General features: G+C 57.4%; 16 protein-coding genes. 7 read left to right on the top strand and 9 right to left on the bottom strand.

The window, feature by feature from the left end:
- Positions 1-110 precede the first annotated feature (110 nt).
- A complete protein-coding gene (locus BDE40_RS01975; protein WP_134012339.1) occupies positions 111-2,774 on the top strand; it encodes a hypothetical protein in 2,664 nt (887 codons plus the stop codon).
- On the opposite strand, the gene mgtE is transcribed toward BDE40_RS01975, so the two are convergent.
- Positions 2,771-4,156: a magnesium transporter gene (gene mgtE, locus BDE40_RS01970; protein ID WP_134012337.1), complete on the bottom strand. Its 1,386-nt coding sequence runs from the start codon at positions 4,154-4,156 to the stop codon at positions 2,771-2,773. The two genes, BDE40_RS01975 and mgtE, sit on opposite strands and share 4 nt — an antisense overlap.
- Before the next feature lie 114 nt (positions 4,157-4,270).
- Here mgtE and guaD point away from each other — a divergent pair, with 114 nt between their 5' ends.
- Positions 4,271-5,563, top strand: a complete 1,293-nt coding sequence (gene guaD, locus BDE40_RS01965; protein WP_134012335.1) for a guanine deaminase — start codon at positions 4,271-4,273, stop codon at positions 5,561-5,563.
- A gap of 34 nt (positions 5,564-5,597) precedes the next feature.
- Here guaD and BDE40_RS01960 read toward each other — a convergent pair whose 3' ends face one another.
- From BDE40_RS01960 to BDE40_RS01945, 4 genes are all read right to left on the bottom strand, one after another.
- Positions 5,598-6,092, bottom strand: a complete 495-nt coding sequence (locus tag BDE40_RS01960) for a CAP domain-containing protein (protein ID WP_246030330.1) — start codon at positions 6,090-6,092, stop codon at positions 5,598-5,600.
- A gap of 18 nt (positions 6,093-6,110) precedes the next feature.
- Positions 6,111-7,454 (bottom strand): 8-oxoguanine deaminase, encoded by a 1,344-nt coding sequence (locus tag BDE40_RS01955; protein WP_134012333.1) that lies wholly within the window; start codon positions 7,452-7,454, stop codon positions 6,111-6,113.
- A complete protein-coding gene (hisN, locus tag BDE40_RS01950; RefSeq protein WP_134012331.1) occupies positions 7,447-8,244 on the bottom strand; it encodes a histidinol-phosphatase in 798 nt (265 codons plus the stop codon). The genes BDE40_RS01955 and hisN overlap by 8 nt, the downstream gene beginning before the upstream one ends.
- A 71-nt stretch (positions 8,245-8,315) precedes the next feature.
- Positions 8,316-8,672 (bottom strand): helix-turn-helix domain-containing protein, encoded by a 357-nt coding sequence (locus tag BDE40_RS01945; protein ID WP_134012329.1) that lies wholly within the window; start codon positions 8,670-8,672, stop codon positions 8,316-8,318.
- Positions 8,673-8,821: 149 nt separating this feature from the next.
- On the opposite strand from BDE40_RS01945, the gene BDE40_RS01940 reads away from it, so the two are divergent.
- Positions 8,822-9,781, top strand: coding sequence for an NADPH:quinone oxidoreductase family protein (locus BDE40_RS01940; protein ID WP_134012327.1), 960 nt, complete (start codon positions 8,822-8,824; stop codon positions 9,779-9,781).
- Here the strand turns inward: BDE40_RS01940 and BDE40_RS01935 are convergent.
- Positions 9,771-10,655: a LysR family transcriptional regulator gene (locus BDE40_RS01935; RefSeq protein ID WP_134012325.1), complete on the bottom strand. Its 885-nt coding sequence runs from the start codon at positions 10,653-10,655 to the stop codon at positions 9,771-9,773. The genes BDE40_RS01940 and BDE40_RS01935 overlap by 11 nt on opposite strands.
- A gap of 123 nt (positions 10,656-10,778) precedes the next feature.
- Between BDE40_RS01935 and BDE40_RS01930 the strand changes: the two genes are divergently transcribed.
- The gene (locus BDE40_RS01930) at positions 10,779-10,982 is read left to right on the top strand and encodes a DUF1127 domain-containing protein (RefSeq protein ID WP_134012323.1); all 204 of its coding nucleotides are present in this window, start codon (positions 10,779-10,781) and stop codon (positions 10,980-10,982) included.
- 29 nt (positions 10,983-11,011) lie between these two features.
- Here BDE40_RS01930 and BDE40_RS01925 read toward each other — a convergent pair whose 3' ends face one another.
- A complete protein-coding gene (locus BDE40_RS01925; protein ID WP_134012322.1) occupies positions 11,012-11,248 on the bottom strand; it encodes a DUF6356 family protein in 237 nt (78 codons plus the stop codon).
- Between the two features lie 104 nt (positions 11,249-11,352).
- On the opposite strand from BDE40_RS01925, the gene BDE40_RS01920 reads away from it, so the two are divergent.
- Both BDE40_RS01920 and BDE40_RS01915 read left to right on the top strand, forming a co-directional pair.
- Positions 11,353-11,814: an Lrp/AsnC family transcriptional regulator gene (locus tag BDE40_RS01920; protein ID WP_134012320.1), complete on the top strand. Its 462-nt coding sequence runs from the start codon at positions 11,353-11,355 to the stop codon at positions 11,812-11,814.
- A 133-nt stretch (positions 11,815-11,947) separates the two neighbouring features.
- The gene (locus tag BDE40_RS01915; protein ID WP_134012318.1) at positions 11,948-12,673 is read left to right on the top strand and encodes a Bax inhibitor-1/YccA family protein; all 726 of its coding nucleotides are present in this window, start codon (positions 11,948-11,950) and stop codon (positions 12,671-12,673) included.
- A 73-nt stretch (positions 12,674-12,746) separates the two neighbouring features.
- Here BDE40_RS01915 and BDE40_RS01910 read toward each other — a convergent pair whose 3' ends face one another.
- Positions 12,747-13,316 carry a hypothetical protein gene (locus BDE40_RS01910; RefSeq protein ID WP_134012316.1) on the bottom strand — a complete coding sequence of 190 codons (570 nt, stop codon included), beginning with the start codon at positions 13,314-13,316 and terminating at the stop codon, positions 12,747-12,749.
- 236 nt (positions 13,317-13,552) lie between these two features.
- Positions 13,553-13,720, bottom strand: a complete 168-nt coding sequence (gene rpmG / locus BDE40_RS01905) for a 50S ribosomal protein L33 (protein ID WP_011454349.1) — start codon at positions 13,718-13,720, stop codon at positions 13,553-13,555.
- Between the two features lie 177 nt (positions 13,721-13,897).
- Between rpmG and ggt the strand changes: the two genes are divergently transcribed.
- Positions 13,898-15,646, top strand: a complete 1,749-nt coding sequence (gene ggt, locus BDE40_RS01900) for a gamma-glutamyltransferase (RefSeq protein ID WP_134012314.1) — start codon at positions 13,898-13,900, stop codon at positions 15,644-15,646.
- The last annotated feature ends 147 nt before the right edge of the window (positions 15,647-15,793 follow it).

The following is a 15,793-nucleotide window of genomic DNA, read 5'->3' as shown; positions in this document are numbered from 1 at the left end:
GCGCGCGGGGGCGGTTTAACTTTCTTCCGCCTCCAATGTGATATATCCTTGGGCTATCAGGGCTTTTGCCACTGATGCCGCAGGATAACTGACGAGATGGCTCGCGTCGTATGACACCAAATTTTGCCCTCAACCTATCAGAGGACGGTATCGTCCTTCTGCACCGCCACCCTTCCGGTGCCGGCTGGGTTAAGGTTGGTGAGGCTAATTTGGACAGTGCCGATCTTGGATCTGCCCTTTCCAGCTTGCGCGACAAGGCGGAAGCAATTGAAGGGCCTGGGTTTTCCACAAAGCTGATATTGCCACCCTCGCAGCTGCTTTACGCGACAATCACCGTAGAAGGTGACGTCACGGCCAGCGTTGAGGAGGCCTTGGAAGAGCGCACGCCCTATACTGTGGCGCAACTCAACTACGACATTTCCGGTGAGGCCCCCGATGTTCAGGTCGTTGCTGTTGCCCGTGAAACGCTAGAAGAGGCCGAGGGATTTCTTGCCCCATATGGCTTTAACGCGGTGGGCTTCACAGCCCTTCCCGATCCGGCCCATTTTGATGGCGCGCCGAACCTTGGATCGCTTCCGTCTGCCGGCGAAGGAAACACCGCGGCAGACGATGACCCGATAAAGGTTCTGTCACCCGAGGACATTGCGGTGCTTGAGGCACCAAGTGCTGAACCGGAGTCTGATGTTGCAGCCGCGCCAGAGCCAGAGCCAGAGCCAGAGCCAGAGCCAGAGCCAGAGCCAGAGCCAGAGCCAGAGCCAGAGCCAGAGCCAGAGCCAGAGCCAGAGCCAGAGCCAGAGCCAGAGCCAGAGCCAGAGCCAGAGAATGAAACGGTTGAACTTGCACTTGGCAAGCCCTCAAGCGAAAAACTCGACGATGCGCTTCCAGACGAAGTCCCAGCCGTTCCTGAAGACCCGGTCGCTGTATCCACTGACGAACCTGCATTGCCCGTGACGCCGCCCGCGGCGTTTTCATCGCGCCGCAATCCTGTTTTAGGATCAGCAACAGGCTCTGAAGGTGATCTTGTCACGTCGCGCGCACCACGCATTGCCATCCCGACCGATGATCTGCGAAAAGCGCCTGCACCCAAAAAGCCGCCGAAGGTGGAACCCCGCATCAAAACCGGCGAGGCGGTAAAGAAAAAGGCACCTCCTCCGATTGTGCCGCCATCCGTCGCCCCCCCCGCCAAGGCGAAGCCTGCAAAAACGGCGCCATCGCGATTGGGGCAAGGCGTTGCGGCATTACGCACGAGAGCGAAAAACGCGGCGAAACGCAGCACGACAGAAAAACCAGCCAAGGTCGTGGAAGTCCGCGAAGTTGCCGAGACGCTCATCTCCAAGCCTGACCCGATTGCGGAACTTGCCGCGCGGCAGGCCGCTGGAAAACCACGTTTCCTTGGATTGATCCTGACGGGAATTCTGATTCTGGTTTTGCTGCTTTTCGCTGCGTTTTCTTCGTACCTGCTACCCGATAATGCCGTCACACGGTTCTTTGGAGGCGACGCGCCGCAGAACGCACAAATCGACCCCGATCCGGCGCAACCACAAAGCTCAACGATTGAAGATGAGGAGCGCCTGGCGTCCCTTCCGAACCAACCCGAAGGAAGTGTCTTTTCGATCCCTTCGGAAGAGGAAATTGCCGAGTCAGAAACACCGGAACCTGAAATCCTCGCCCTTCCATCGATGACGCAAACCGAGGCTGAAACTGCCTATGCGGTCTCTGGCATCTGGCAGATGGCGCCTGATTTGCGAACTGCAATTGTGCGCGAGGATCTGGACGAGCTTTATGAAAGCTCTCTAGACCCTGATCTGGCCTTCGAGGATGCACCGGCCTTGGCCAGTTTCGATGCGACGGCACAGGCGTTGGAATTCGACATTCCCGCCTCACCACCGGCCGCCTCCATTCTGTTCAGCTTGGACTCGCGCGGTCTTGTTCGACCATCGCCGGAAGGAACTGAGAACCCTGATGGCATCTTGGTCTTCTCTGGCAAGCCACCGGTTGTTCCCCGTCAACGTCCAGTCGGGTTAGCGCCTGAAACACCCGCCGGTGAAATAGAAGTTATTGAACAGGCCGCTCCTGTCTCAGTCGACAATCCTCTCGCTGGTTTCAAGCCAACGCAACGGCCGGGCGATTTACAAGAGCGGTTTGAGCGTGCGACCCAAGGGGGCCGATCCCGTGCGGAGCTTGCAACAATTCGTCCCCAGATCCGTCCCGAGTTACCACAGGCCAAAGCCCGCGCAGACGCCATCGCCCGCGCGCTGGCAGAAGCTGCAACCGATGCTCAGGACGCAGAAGCGCGCGCTGCTGCAGAAGCCGCCGCTCAGGCAGAATTGGATCGGCCCACCGCTCAAGCCGTCGCGCGATCACTTCGCCCTAACAGCCGTCCACGCAATTTTGCCCGTGTTGTAGCTCGAGCGCGGAAGGTGCCCTCGGAAGAGCGCAATCCAGCGGCCACGGCCTCAACAGCCGCGATTTCGCGCGGGAATGGACCAGCAGTCGCACGGAACAGCCGCGCAGCGCCCACTGGCAACACCCGCGCGTCAGTCGCGCGGGCTGCGACCGACAACAACGCAATTTCGCTTGGAAAAGTGGCCTTGGTCGGTGTGTTCGGGACATCGTCCAACCGTCGCGCATTGGTTCGCATGCCCAATGGCCGGTTCAAAAAAGTGGGTGTTGGCGACAGGGTCGACGGAGGCCGCGTCGCGGCCATCGGTGAAGGTCAGCTAAAATATACCAAAGGCGGGCGCACGCTGACGCTGCAAATGCCGAAGGGCTAAACGAGCAGAACGGCGGCCAGTCCAAGGAAAGCGAAGAAGCCAACCACATCCGTCACCGTCGTCACAAACGCGCCGGAGGCGAGTGCCGGGTCGATGCCAAGCTTTTCCAAGCCCACCGGAATAAGAATACCCGCCAAAGCCGCCACAACCAAGTTTATCACCATCGCAACCGCGATCACGGCCCCAAGCAACGGCGTGCCGAACCAAATGATACCAACGACCCCCATGATCACCGCAAAGATGATCCCATTAACCAAACCTGCGACGGCTTCACGCCGGACCACACGCCACATGTTCGAGCCTGTCAGGTCCTTCGTCGCAATCGCGCGCACGGCAACGGTCAGCGACTGCGTGCCAGCGTTGCCGCCCATGGAAGCCACGATCGGCATCAGAACGGCCAAAGCGACGATCTGCGTCAGCACCGCTTCGAATTGGGAAATCACCATGCTGGCCAAAATCGCGGTGAACAGGTTTACACCAAGCCAAGGTAGCCGCTGCCGCACGGTCTCCAGCGTCCTGTCCGACAGGCTTTCCTCACCGCTCACACCCGCTAGGCGCAAAATATCTTCTTCGGCCTCGTCGTCCAAAACGATCATGGCGTCGTCAATCGTAATGACGCCGACCAGCCTGTCATCTTCGTCGACAACAGGGGCCGAAATCAGGTGATACTGGTTGAAGGCATAAGCCACATCTTCTTCCGGCTGGGTCACCGGGATCGTCCGAAAGCTGTCTTCCATGATTGCTTTCAGCGCAACCGCGCGCGGGCTGCCTAGCAGCTTGCCCAGTGTCACGTAGCCGGTTGGATGGTAGCCCGGGTCGACCAGAATTATGTGATAAAATTGGTCCGGCAGATCGTCTTCGCGGCGCAGGAAATCAATGGCCTGCCCCACATTCCAGTGCTCGGGTGCCACGACCAGCTCGCGCTGCATCAGGCGACCGGCCGAGTATTCAGGATAGCTCAGAGCGCGTTCGACAGCGACGCGGTCAACGTCCTCCAGCGCCCCTAGAATGCGTTCCTGCTGGTCATCTTCCATGTCCTCGACAAGGTCGACGACGTCGTCTGACTCCATGTCCCGAACAGCTTCGGACAGCACCCCGTCTGAAAGGTAGCCGATGACTTCTTCGCGCAGGTTTTCATCAAGTTCTGACAAGACCTCGCCGTCGATACCCATCGACCAAAGACCCAGAAGCGCGCGCCGCTCACCGGAGCTGATTTGCTCCAAAAGGTCGGCAATGTCAGCAGGGTGGAGCGGGTCCAGCGCTGCGTCGATGGCGTTGGCATCCATCGCCTCAATCGCAGCATACACGGCCGAAATGACCGAGCGTTCCAGCTTGTATCCACTTTCGGTGACCTCGGGCATCTCTGTCAGATCATCGACCATGATGTGAATCCTGTGGCTAATACTGCGATCAGGTCTTCATAACTAAGGCAACGTCCAAGCAACAGCCGCAATCTTCAATTCACTTCCGAGATGGAGCGCGTTACCAAAATAGGTATGGGCAAACCGACACATATCCTACTGGGCCAGATCCTGAGTTTTTCTGACGACCCGTTTCTGACACCCCTCCATGATGCCGTGAACTTTGAACGCCGGGGCGCGGTTGTTATTGGTGATGGCAGAATACTTGCGGTCGGTCCGGCTGAGGAAATCTCACGACCCGTAGATGCCAAAGTGACAGACTACGGTGACGGGTTGATTATGGCTGGTTTCGTCGATGCACATCTGCACTATCCGCAAACCGGCATCATCGCGAGCTGGGGCAAACGCCTCATCGACTGGCTCAACAGCTACACTTTCCCCGAAGAGGCTCGGCTGGCTGATCCGAACTACGCCCGAGAAATCGCAAAACGCTATTTCGATCTGGCCTTGGCAAACGGGACGACGACATCGCTGAGTTACGCAACGATCCATCCATCCAGCGTCGACGCCTATTTCACCGAAGCCCAATCGCGCGGGCTGCGTGCGCTGGCTGGCAAGACCTGCATGGACCGCAATGCGCCCGACAACCTGCGTGACACGGCGCAAAGCGCCTATGACAACAGCAAGTTGCTGCTTGAAAAATGGTACGGTGTCGAACGTCTCGGTTATGTCATCACGCCCCGCTTTTCCCCCACTTCGACACCCGAACAACTGTCTGCCCTCGGTGCCCTGTGGGCAGAGCATCCTGAATGCCTGATGCAAACTCATATCTCGGAGCAGCATGAAGAAATCGCGTGGGTTTCGGAGTTGTTTCCCGATGCCCGCGACTATCTAGACACCTATGAATCCCACGGACTTCTAGGGGAGCGCGCGGTCTTCGGTCACGCGATCCACCTGACCGAACGCGAACAATCCCGTATTAAAGAAGTCGGTGCAGGGCTGGTGCATTGCCCGACATCGAACACGTTTATCGGATCAGGCATTTTCGAGACGGCGCGAATGAAGGCCGAGGGGCAACGCGTTGGGTTGGCAACGGATACCGGTGGCGGATCCTCGTTTTCAATGTTACGCACCATGGCGGCGGCCTATGAGTTGAGCCAGTTGAAAGGTCAGCCGTTACACCCCGCCCAATTGATGTGGCTGGCCACATGCGGGTCTGCGGATGTGCTGCACCTCAGCGATAAAATCGGCAATCTTGCGGTTGGAATGGAGGCTGATTTGGTCGTGCTGGACCTATCTTCCACGCTTGCAATTGCGCAGCGTAGTCAGCGCGCAGAAGATATCTGGGAGGCCGTTTTCCCGACAATCATGATGGGCGATGACCGAGCGACAAAAGCGGTCTGGGTTGGCGGATCGCTCGTGCGTTAAGCCGTTTTCGGACAAACGCGTCGAGATGGTTTTCTCAGCAACCGGCTCGTCCGAAAACCAGAACCCAATAGTCACCCGCAGCCCGTGCGGCCCCGTATTCACTAGGCTTTGACGAAAGGTTATTGCGGCGATGCCCGGGGCTGTCCATCCAACCTTGCATAACCTGCTCAGGCGTTTTCCAACCTTGGGCGATATTCTCAGCCACATAGCAATAGCGGTAACCTTGGGCGCGAACCCTTTGGGATGGCGCGGATTTGTCGGACCCTATATGGTCGAAGAACCCACTCCGAGACATGTCCTGAGCATGCGCACGTGCGGCAGCGGCAAGTTTCGGGTTCGGGCTTAAAGCTGGAAGGCCGTTCTTTACCCGTTCTGCGTTCAATAAGGCCCCCACATCAGCACGCGAGACCGCATTCGCATCTGAGGTGACAGTCGTGGCTACGGCTGGGGATGACGCGACAGGATCATCTGGGGTGCACGCTGTCAGAAACGCGATTGCTATCGCGGTCGTTCCGAACATTCTGAGCATATTCTACACCCTTTTAGATCACATTCTCTCTGCCAGCTTTTGTGCCAGAACATTTTGTTTTGCCACCGTAGCAGCAAGGTCGAAATTCTCAAACTGGCCATCGCGGATAATTTCGCGACCCTCGACGATCAGATCACGGACGCGCGTCGGACCTGCAAGCAGCAACGCAGCCGGATCCCATGAGCCCGCGCTTTCCACACCTGAAACGTCCCAAATCGCAATATCCGCACGGTATCCGGTGCGGATTTGCCCGCACTCCGCCCCGCGGCCAAGGACCTGCGCACCACCACGTGTGGCAATTTCCAAGGCCTCGCGTGCCGACATGGCATCTGCCCCGCGCGCGACCCGTTGCAACAACATGGCCTGACGGGCCTCACCGATCAGGTTGCCAGCATCGTTGGACGCAGAGCCATCAACGCCCAGCCCGACCCGAACGCCCGCATCGCGCATATTGCGAACCGGAGCGATGCCAGAACCAAGGCGGCAGTTGGAGCATGGGCAATGCGCAACACCAGTGCGGGTGCGCGCGAATAGATCAATCTCCGCGCTGTCGAGTTTCACACAATGTGCATGCCAGACATCTTCGCCAACCCACCCAAGGTCTTCGGCGTATTGCCCCGGGCGGCATCCAAATTTCTCGAGGCTGTAGGCAATGTCCTCGTCATTTTCCGCCAAATGGGTATGCAGCATCACGCCCTTGTCGCGGGCCAGAAGGGCTGCATCACGCATCAACTCGCGGCTCACCGAGAAGGGTGAACACGGTGCAAGACCGACCCGCACCATGGCCTCTGGCCGCGGATCATGGAACCGGTCGACCACGCGAATGCTGTCCTCCAGAATAGAGCGTTCCGCTTCGACCAGCGTGTCGGGGGGCAGGCCGCCGTCACTTTCGCCAATGCTCATCGCACCACGTGTCGGATGGAAGCGAAGCCCGACTTCAAGAGCAGCCGCGATTGTATCATCCAAGGTCGACCCGTTCGGAAACAAATACAGATGATCAGATGTCATGGTGCAACCCGACAAGGCCAGTTCTGCCAGTCCGGCTTGAGCGGAGGTGAACATTTCCTGAGGCCCGAAACACGACCAGATCGGGTAAAGCGTTTGCAGCCACCCGAACAACAACGCGTCCTGACCGCCTGGCACGGCGCGGGTCAGGGTCTGGTAGAGATGGTGATGCGTATTCACCAAACCCGGGGTGACAACGCAACCATCGGCAGTAATTGTTCGCCCAACGGTCGTAAGCCCCTGCCCAGTTTCAACGATTTCACCATTTCGGATCAACACATCTGCGCCGCGCAACTCGCGACGCGCATCATCCATTGTCAGGATTGTATGGGCGTTCTTGATCAGCAATTCAGACATAGTTGGTTAACACCTTAAGCGCCTTGGCATGGAGCTCGGAATTGGCCGCGGCGATCACCTGACCGCCCTGATCGGCGGGCCCACCTTGCCAATTGGTCACGACTCCTCCGGCGGCCTCGACCACGCCAAGCGGTCCTTGAATATCGTAAGTGGCCAGCCCCGCTTCGACCACCAAATCGATTTGCCCGATTGCAAGCAGCGCATAGGCGTAGCAATCCATGCCATAACGCGCCAGTTGGCATTGCCCTGAGAGGTCCTGAAATGCCTTTGCATCGGACGCGGTTCCGACCTCGGGGAATGTCGTGAATATCGTCGCCTGCTGAAGTTCGTTGACCGCCGAGGTTTGCAAAATGCCCGTCCCATGGGGGCCGGAAAATTGTGCCTGCCCAAGCCCGCCAATAAAGCGTTCTCCGATATAGGGCTGATCAACCAATCCCAAGACGACGCGTTTCCCGTCGTGCAAACCAATCAATGTGCCCCAGGTCGGAGTGCCGGAAATGTATCCTCGCGTCCCGTCGATCGGGTCGAGCACCCAGGTTAATCCTGATGTGCTGGCCTTGTTGCCCAACTCTTCGCCTAAAATTCCGTCGTCGGGGCGCTCCGCCTCGATCAGTTGGCGCATGGCCTGTTCTGCGGCGCGGTCAGCAACCGTCACAGGGTCGAAACCGTCGGTGAGCTTGCTAGATGTCTGCAAGCCGCCACCACGGAAATAGCGCAGGGTCTCGTTGCGCGCGGCGTCAGCCAGCTTGTGTGCAAGAGCCGCTAGCTCAATTTGTAACGTCTCGTTCATTCCGGCCCCGTGCTGCGTAGCTTTTTGATGCTACCCTTGTCGCTTGGCTCGGCAACGGGATCAAGCGTGTATCAAGATGACGCTGATACTGGCACCCGAAGGCCAGCTGCCATTTCGCGCAACCTGCGACGTTCGTCGTCCGGCATTGTGCGGTAGAACTGAATTAGGGTCTCAGCCTCCAGAAGCTCATCCGGCAAACCGTCGCGATGCCCTTCAAGCCCTTGGAAAAAGTAGGCAATAGGCACCTCCAGCACCTGCGCGATATCCCAAAGGCGCGAAGCCGACACGCGGTTGGCACCGGATTCGTATTTCTGGATTTGCTGGAACCGAATTCCCAGCGCGTTTGCCAATTCGCCTTGCGTCATGCCCAGCATCCAACGCCGATGGCGCAAGCGCTTGCCCACGTGGATATCAACCGAATGCGCCATGTCGCACCTCCTCTGAATTACTCGCCCCAGTCTGAACCCCAGTGTGCAAATAAACGATTAATTTTAGGGAATGTGTCCGCTCCAGATTTCCGATGGCCTCCGGCACACAGCCCCGCTAGGTTCTGCGGAATCGAACACAGGAGCCCCCGATGCGCGCATTTCAGGTCACAGAATTTGCTACCCCTCCGGTTTTGCAGGACATCCCGAAGCCCAAAGCCGGCCAAGGTGAGGTCTTGTTGAAAATTGAGGCTTGTGGCTTGAATTTTGCCGACTTGCTGATGGTGAAAGGAACCTATCAGGAACGCCCGCCCCTGCCCTTTACCTTGGGCATGGAAGTTTCCGGAACCGTTGTGGCCCAAGGCGAAGGCGTCACCTCACCCGCGATTGGTGATCGTGTGGCAGTTTTCGGCGGCAATGGTGGCTTGGCAGAGTTCGGGACGTTTCCAGCTAACCTTTGCGTAATTTTGCCTGACGAGATGCCATTTGAACATGCGGCGGCGTTTCAAGTCGCGTATTCCACTTCCCACGTCGCCCTCGACTACCGTGCGCAGCTTCAACCGGGCGAAACGCTTCTGGTGCTTGGGGCGGCCGGTGGTGTCGGGCTAACGGCCGTGGAGTTGGGCAAATTGATGGGGGCTAAAGTCATTGCTGCGGCCCGTGGAGAAGACAAGTTGGACGTCTGCCGCCAAGCAGGTGCGGACCATGTGATCGACACAGGATCAGAGGATTTGCGCGAAGCCGTCAAATCATTGGGTGGCGCCGATGTGGTCTATGATCCGGTCGGTGGTGACTTGTTCACAGCCGCGCTGCGGGCCTGCAAGCCGGAGGCACGGGTCCTGACCATCGGCTTTGCATCTGGCACTGTTCCACAGATTGCAGCCAACCACCTGTTGGTGAAAAATATCAACGTCATCGGCTTTTACTGGGGCGGGTATTTGCGTTTCAAACCACAGGTTTTAACCGATAGCTTGAAGCAGCTGTCGCTGTGGTACGCACAGGGCAAGCTTCATCCGCATATCAGTCACACTCTGCCTCTGGATCAGGCAAGCGAAGGACTTGAGCTGCTTCGCTCGCGTCGTTCTACCGGTAAAGTTGTGATTACGCCCTGAGTTGTATGGTTTCCTGCGGGGACCATTCCGATAGGTAGGCTTGGCGGATCATATCGCGCAGCGTTGTCAAAATCGGGTCATCATCCGCCTGAAGATACAGCACGATGCGCGATTGCCCCGGATCAGGAAGCACACCGTCATGCGCTATGGGCCCCGTTTGGCGTGGATAGACACCCTTGATCGCAGCGTGAATGGCCAGATCAGCGCTGACCACCGCCTCTACCGCATTATCGAGGTCGGAATCCACGACCATGTCCCAATCAATCTCGGCGTCATCCAGTCGTTTCAGGACGCCAGACCGGAAAATACAGTTCTTACAAAAAGCAACGGGCAACGGGCGTTGCTTCCAAGCAGAGCCACCTGTCGCTCCGATCCAGACCAAGGGCAATGTGACCAAAGCCTCGCCACCCGGTCCGGGATGTTCCTCGGTTGTCAGGATAACATCGCATTCACCACGCCCGAACATTTCGCGCAGGCGTTTGGTTGGCGCTGACACCATCCGCATCCGCACGCGCGGAAAATCTGCCGCGAAGGCGCGCAGGATTGGTGGAATGTAGGGATAGATGATGTCGTGCGGCACGCCGAGGACGATTTCGCCCTCATACTCTTTTGCGGTAAGGCGTGTGTAGATCTCGTCATTCAACGCAAGCATTCGGCGCGCATAGCTCAGCAATTGCTCACCCTGCGCGGTAAGTGAAACGGAGCGGTTAGAGCGGTCGAGTAACGAGACATCAAGAGCCTCCTCTAGGCGCTTGAGCTGCATGGAAACAGCCGATTGCGTCAGGTGCAGGTAACCCGCGGCTTTTGTGACTCCGCCGCTATCTGCAACAGCGACAAAGGATCGAAGGGAGGTGATGTCCAGATTCCGCGCCATATCAATTCCTGTGATGTGTTATCTCAAAACCATTCATTTTCCATATGAACCACAGCATGGCATATAGATCAATATAAATGATCCAAAATCGGATTTTCATCACACATAACGAAGGCTAGACCCATGACCGACTTCACATGCACCACCGCGCACACGCGTCCCGCACATCGCAAAACTGGCCTGATGGGGTATGTTGACCTCTACAGACAGCGCCGCGCTCTGGCGGCACTTGATGACAGCCGGCTTGCGGATATCGGTTTGAGCCGCCGTGAAGCAGACGCCGAAGCACGTCGCCCTGTTTGGGACGCGCCTGCTTACTGGAAATAAGTATCAGATCTTCGGTTGCCCGCCACGTATCAGTGACGGGTTTCAATCATCGCGTAGAGGCGCCGGATCATCTGACTGGCCGTTCTTTCGAACAAGGCTGGAAGGACAGCATGTACCAACGCGGCCCCAGCCGCCGCAAAAAGCAGCCCCGCAAACCGCAGCGCGAAGCGCATATGTCCGAAGTAACTTTCCCCGACCGAGGCGGGATGTGACCGCATGGCGCTGAAGAATGATTGCTTTTGCGAAACTTGGGTGCTGTCGGACATCGGCCTCTCCTAGGTTGATTTCAGCCAGTCTAGTTGCATCGCTTGGGTATGATCATCTCAAATATCATTGCATATTTGCCAATTATTGAGATATTATCCCATTTATGACTGATAATATAGACGAAACAGACCGCTCCATCCTGCGTCTTCTGCAAAAAGATGCCACTCTCAGCGTCGATGCGCTGGCAGAAAGCGTCCACCTGTCGCGCAATGCATGTTGGCGGCGCGTCAAACGGCTGGAGGAAACTGGCGTGCTTCGTGCGCGCGTAGCTTTGGTCGATCCGGCAAAACTGGGGGTGGGGCAGTTGGTCTTCATCCTGATGCGCGCGGCGGATCACAGCCCCGACTGGCTCAAGGCGTTTGATCGTGCCGTCCAGACCCTGCCCGAGATCACCGGTGCCCACCGGATGAGCGGGGATCTGGATTACGTGCTTAGGGTTCAGGTCGCGGATGTCCCAGATTACGACAGATTTTATAAGCGGTTGATTTCAATGGTTCCGGTCCACGATATCTCGGCCAGCTTCGTTATGGAAAACCTTAAAGACTCTACGGCGGTGCCTATTTGAGGGACCAACAATTATTTGTGACCAAAATACTGCGGAATAGCTTGAAAACAGGGGCCACCTGCCCCACTTTAAGGACATAACCTGCCGGACTATGTCTGGCTCTGTATCAACCTGCCTGAAAGGGAGTGTTTTCATGGCTGAATATGAGACGATGGGGACTGTCGGCACAGGTAGCCGCGCAAACGCCGCCATCGACGCGGGCCTCAAAGCCCATATGAGCAAAATCTACGGCCTGATGTCGATCGCGATGCTGATCACTGGTGGCGTAGCTTTTGCTGTCGGCACCAACGAAGCTTTGTTGGCTGCCATCTTCGGCACGCCCCTTCGCTGGGTCGTAATGTTCGCACCGCTGGTAGTGGTGTTTGCATTTGGTGCAATGATTAATCGCCTGTCCGCAGGCGCAGCACAGCTTGTGTTTTGGGGCTTCTCCGCCCTGATGGGGCTGTCGATCAGCTACATCTTCGCAATCTATACTGGCATTTCAATCGCGCAGACCTTTATGGTCACCGCCATTGCCTTCGCGGGCCTTAGCCTGTGGGGATACACCACCAAGAAAGACATCTCCGCATGGGGGTCCTTCCTGATCATGGGTGTGATTGGTCTGATCTTGGCGTCAATCGTCAACATCTTCCTGGCGTCCTCTGCGGTACAATTCGCGATCTCCAGCATCGGTGTGCTGATTTTCGCAGGCCTGACTGCATATGACACGCAGCGCCTGAAGAACGAATACATCCAGATGTCCAGCTACGGTGAAAGCGAGTGGCTTGCCAAATCCGCGATCATGGGTGCGCTGAGCCTCTATCTGAACTTCTTGAACATGTTCATGTTCCTGCTTCAGTTCATGGGTGGTCGCGAGTAATCGCTTCCCCATTCTAAATCGAAAAGGGCCAGCATTTTGCTGGCCCTTTTTTGTTCAATTTTGTTTATGCAATCTAACTACAGGTCAGCGCATAGACCGTCTGGGTGCCGATATTGAACGGCCCCGCCGCCTTCGAACAGCCCGTCAATTGCGGTAGAGCGGCCTCAAGCGATGGTCCCGTTGACGCGCTCATTCGCCCGGACGTGCGGTTGAAAACTGCGTAGGAGGCGCTTCCGACATCGACTTGTGCCACTTCCATAGACTGGCCAGCCAATGTGACGCGTGTTCCCGTTCCTGCATTCTGCGCAGCAACAGATGCGTTCGCCTGATGGGAACTTCCAGCAACGCCGGATGCCCCTGCAAAATTCGCCGTGATGAATTCGCCGGTGCGCGACGATGCGGTCCCCTGACGCAGAACACCATCACTTGAAGCCGCGCCAGCCGCTATGCGCTGCTGCTCTGTGTAAACAGAATAACCGCTCGGTGCTGGAAAGACCCCGGGTTCGCCACGTAGCGCTCGGGCGCGATACTCTGTGGCGGAGCTTGGCGCAAAGCGAGCCCCCTGCGCCCAATCCCCATGGACGCCACGCGCCTCTGTACAAGCCGCAAGTCCAAGCACTGACAGTAGTAATAGTTTATTCACGTCAAACACCCCCAATATGTTGTGGGCAGGGTAATGGTGCTGCCTGAGTCCATCAAGGGAAAACCCAGTAAAAACTTCAGCTCATTGGAACGGAATAGGTTCGCGCGCCCTATAAGAGAGAATTCTATCGGTCCCCCAAACACTTATTAGGCACTAGCGATGCAAAACCTATGCCCGAAAAGCAAAAAACCGCGCTCGGAGGCGCGGCTTCTTCAGTCTTTCAAGCAGGTAAGATCTTACTTGATCTTGCCTTCTTTGTATTCGACATGCTTGCGCGCAACTGGGTCGTATTTGCGCACTACCATCTTCTCGGTCATGGTGCGGGCGTTCTTCTTGGTCACATAAAAGTGGCCCGTGCCAGCGGACGAGTTCAGGCGGATTTTGATCGTGGTTGGCTTCGCCATCTCACTTCTCCTCTGGGTCGGGCACGCAGAAAAAGAGCGCCCGGAAATTCGGTTGAAGCCGCCTTTTACGCGGTTGGTAGCCCGAGTCAACCGCGAAAGCGGGTCTGGTCATTCGCACTTGCAAAACGTAGGTGCAAAGTCATGATTGAGGCAGAATTACCCACAAAGGAAGCCCCAATGCGCCTCTTACCACTCATCACGCTCCTCCTCACCGCCCTGCCCGTCTCAGCACAAGACGCCGCAGACGCATTCGCACCAGAAGCCGCATCTGCGCAAACCACCAAAGACAGCGGCGCCCCTGTCGCAGCGTCCGAATGGATGGTGACAGCTGCAAATCCGCTGGCAGTACGCGCTGGTGCGCGGGTTTTGTCAGAAGGTGGCACCGCGGCTGACGCCATGATCGCCGTTCAGTCGGTTCTGGGTCTGGTCGAGCCTCAAAGCTCCGGTCTAGGCGGCGGGGCTTTCCTTGTCTGGTATGACGGCGCATCGGGAGAAATGACGACACTGGACGGGCGGGAAACTGCACCAATGGCGGCCACGCCGCGGCTGTTCCAAGACGAGTCCGGAGAACCTCTTAAGTTCTTCGATGCAGTTGTTGGCGGCCTATCGGTTGGTACTCCGGGCACGCCAGCGTTGATGGAGAAGGCACATGCCAAATGGGGGCGTTCGGACTGGCCCATGCTGTTTGCGGAAGCCATCAAACTGGCTGAAGACGGCTTCGCAGTGTCCCCACGCCTCGCGGCGCTGGTGGACTCGGATCAAGAACGGTTGGCGCGGTTCCAACGTACAGCCTCATATTTCGTACCGGAAGGCACGCCTTTGGTCGAGGGCAGTACACTCAAGAACCTTCCCTATGCTAAAACCCTGCGCGCAATCGCGACCGGAGGGGCCAAGGCGTTTTACACAGGGCCGATTGCGCAAGGCATTGTCGACACTGTAGTCAACGCACAAGGCAATCCGGGCGTTCTGTCGATGACCGATCTGTCCATCTACAAGGTCAAGGAGCGTGCCCCTGTTTGCGCCACTTATCGCGCCCATGACGTCTGCGGCATGGGGCCGCCCTCGTCGGGGGCTCTGACGGTTGGTCAAATACTTGGCATGCTCGACGGCTTTGACCTCGCCACATTGGGCAAAGACAGCCCAGAGGCGTGGCGGCTTATTGGTGATGCCTCGCGCCTCGCCTTTGCCGATCGCGGGCGATACATGGCGGATAGCGATTTTGTCCCGATGCCGACAAAAGGATTGGTTGATAGCACCTATCTGACATCACGCGCAGGCCTTCTGACAACTGATAAGGCGCTGAGCGAAGTGACCCCTGGCGAGCCGCCCTTTGACCACGCCCTTTTGTGGGCCGATGACGAAAGCATCGAACTGCCGTCGACCTCGCATATCTCTATCGTGGACAAGTATGGCAACGCGCTCAGCATGACGACGACCATCGAGAACGGCTTCGGCTCCCGATTAATGGCACCCGGAGGATTTTTGCTAAACAACGAGCTGACCGATTTTTCCTTTAAAACACACTCTGACGGCGTCCCCATCGCCAATCGGGTGGAGCCCGGAAAACGGCCCCGTTCGTCTATGGCGCCAACAATCGTGCTGAAAGATGGCAAGCCTGTTCTCGTCGTCGGCTCCCCCGGCGGATCACGGATCATCGGCTATGTGGCCAAGACCATTATTGCGCATCTGGATTGGGGGTTAGACCCACAAGCCGCGATTGCATTGCCGCATTTGGTGAACCGCTTCGGGACCTATGATCTGGAGGAAGACACCACGGCCACCCAATTCGGCGAACCGCTAACGGCCATGGGATTCGAGACCGGTGCGCGCGCCTTGACCTCCGGACTTCATGCCATCGCCGTGACGCCGAACGGGCTGCTCGGTGGTGCTGACCCAAGACGCGAAGGGATCGCTTTGGGGGATTAATGGTGTTTGGGGGATTAGTAGTGAAGGACTGAAATCAAATCCGCTGGTGGGACCCGAATTTAAGGTCGAAGCCTCCGGCGGGAATATTTTTGCCAAGATGAAATTATAGGGCTGGCTTCGGACGCAGCGGCGCGATCGGTCAGGAAA

It is taken from the genome of Litoreibacter halocynthiae, assembly GCF_004365635.1.
In the GTDB taxonomy this organism is placed as follows: Bacteria; Pseudomonadota; Alphaproteobacteria; order Rhodobacterales; family Rhodobacteraceae; genus Litoreibacter; species Litoreibacter halocynthiae.
The sequence above is the reverse complement of the archived record's forward strand: the minus strand, read 5'-3'. Positions and strand labels throughout refer to the sequence as shown.